Origin of the sequence: Ferrovibrio sp., from assembly GCF_046297895.1 — a bacterium.
Classification (GTDB): Bacteria; Pseudomonadota; Alphaproteobacteria; order Ferrovibrionales; family Ferrovibrionaceae; genus Ferrovibrio.
This window is the reverse complement of sequence record NZ_JBKBHC010000017.1, coordinates 1-1,819: the sequence shown is the minus strand read 5'-3', so window position 1 is coordinate 1,819 and position 1,819 is coordinate 1. Positions and strand designations below refer to the sequence as shown.

At 65.4% G+C, this 1,819-nt stretch carries 2 protein-coding genes; one reads left to right on the top strand and one right to left on the bottom strand.

All coding sequences use genetic code 11. The annotated features are described in order from the left end of the window. The coding region (locus ACK4FK_RS18720) for a cbb3-type cytochrome c oxidase subunit I (RefSeq protein WP_409747206.1) at positions 1 to 758 on the top strand (758 nt) is incomplete at its 5' end. Between the two features lie 138 nt (positions 759 to 896). Here the strand turns inward: ACK4FK_RS18720 and ACK4FK_RS18715 are convergent. After that, positions 897 to 1,819: hypothetical protein (locus ACK4FK_RS18715; RefSeq protein WP_409747203.1), on the bottom strand; the 923-nt coding region annotated here is incomplete at its 5' end.

The following is a 1,819-nucleotide window of genomic DNA, read 5'->3' as shown; positions in this document are numbered from 1 at the left end:
GCCGCCGCATCGTGGAGACCTGGCTCTACATCGAGGTGGCCCTGCTCTTCGGCTCTGGCATCCTCGGTCTGGGGCATCACTATTTCTGGATCGGCACGCCGGAATACTGGCTTGCCATCGGCGGTTTCTTCTCGGCCCTCGAGCCCGTCCCCCTGGTGGCCATGGTGGTGCACGCCGTGTTCGACGCTGGACACCACGGTCTGAAGAGCACCAACAACCCGGCGCTCGCCTGGCTGATCGCGCAGGCCTTCGGCAACTTCTTCGGCGCTGGCGTATGGGGTTTCATGCACACCCTGCCGCAGATCAACCTGTACACGCACGGCACGCAGTGGACCCCTTCGCACGGCCACCTCGCCTTCTTCGGGGCCTATGCCACCATCGTCATCGCCTTCGTCTACATGGCCGTGCAGAAGTGGCGCGGCAACGTCTGGATGAGCGGTGAGCTGGTCGGCGCCTGGCGCTGGAAGTGGTCGATCTTCCTGCTGCATGCGGGCATGCTCGGCATGACCGTGGCCCTGCTGATCGCTGGCTATGAACAGTCGCAGATCGAGCGGGCGATCGAGGGCTCCACCTGGATGGGTTACTTTGCCGCCCAGGCGCATCCCTGGTTCCAGCAAGCCATGACCTGGCGCATGATCTCGGGCTGGGTCTTCGCCGCCGGCTTCCTGCTGCTTGCCTGGGATCTGCTCACCATCGGCAGCCGGGAGACCCGGCCGGCACGTAGTCTGGCGTCGCAAGAGGCCATGGCGACTGCCTAAGCCACGCCATCACACAACCCTCTCCGTCGCGCAATTGGGCCTGTCCTCGGGACAGGCCTTTTTTATGGGGCAGCGTACCGCTCGCCCATAAAAAAGGCGTCCTTGCGGACGCCTCGTCGGAAGAGATGACCGACCCGATTATTTCTTGGCCGGTGCAGCCTGTTGTGATTGCTGCGGTTGCTGCGGCGCCTGCCACAGTTGGGTCCAAGAGGCCGGATCGAACGGGTTGAAGATATAGGGCTGGGTTGAGCCCGGCTGCTGGCCGGCCTGTTGCGGGGCTTGGGCGCCGGGCACGGTGAACAACTGCGACCAGGCCGCCGGATCGAACGGGTTGAACACCTGCGGCTGGCCGCTCGGTGCGGCGGGCACCGGGTAGGACGGCAGCGCGGTGGCGCCCGGGGTCAGGAAGCCCTTCCACAGGTCGCCGTAGGAGGCGGGGTTCATCATGGCGCCCAGCCAGCCCAGGTACACGTTGGGGTTCATCGGCGCGATCATGGCCTGCATCCAACGCGGGTCGAGCGGCGCCAGCATCCACTTCATGTACATGCCGGGGTTCAACCCCTGCAGCATCAGGCCCCACAGCTTGGGATCGATGGGCGCCATCAACCAGCGCATCATCTTGCCCGGGTCGGTGAATTGGGTGAGCAGCGCGGTGTAGAAGTTCGGGTCCATGGAGGCGGTGAGCCAGCGCATGTACACGTTGGGGTCGGTCATCAGCGGCGCCCAGGCGCTGAAGGCCGCGGGGTTCATCATGGAATTCATCATCACCCCCCACCAGGCGGGGTCGAGCGACTGTTGCCCCAGGGCCGTGTAGAAACCAGGCTCCAGCGTGGCGCTAAACCAGGGCACGAAGGCCTTGGGATCACGCAACACCATGGGGTTGCGGGTGAAATCCCACATCATGGCGGCCCATTGTTCCGGGGTGCGGGGCAGCTGGGTGGCCTGCGGCTGGGTGGCGCCCGCCTGCTGCGCGGGCTGCTCAGCCGACGCCGTCATCGGCGCGGCGACCGCCACGGCAAGGGCAATGGAGAGGGACAGGGTTTTCAGCTTCATGTGATGCC